Raw genomic sequence first — 297 nt, forward strand, 5'->3', positions numbered from 1 at the left:
CTGGGAGGCGTTGGAGCGGGCCGGGATCGACCCGTCGGGGCTACGCGGGTCGGACACCGGCGTGTATGTGGGCACCAACGGGCAGGACTACATCTCGATGATCGCCGACGCGCAGACCGGAAGCGAGGGACACCTCCTTACCGGCAACGCTGCGAGTGTCATGTCGGGGCGGGTGGCGTACACCTTGGGCCTGGAGGGCCCGGCGGTGTCGGTGGATACGGCGTGTTCGTCGTCGTTGGTCGCGGTGCATTTAGCGGCGCAGGCGTTGCGGTCGGGTGAGTGTTCGATGGCCCTGGC

The 297-nt window shown here is 68.4% G+C and carries 1 protein-coding gene; it reads left to right on the top strand.

Annotated features, from left to right (window positions below):
- Positions 1 to 297: beta-ketoacyl synthase N-terminal-like domain-containing protein (locus ACLQ22_RS32020; protein ID WP_425695605.1), on the top strand; the 297-nt coding region annotated here is incomplete at both ends.

The sequence above is a fragment of the Micromonospora sp. DT178 genome (genome assembly GCF_049841695.1).
Classification (GTDB): domain Bacteria; phylum Actinomycetota; class Actinomycetes; order Mycobacteriales; family Micromonosporaceae; genus Micromonospora.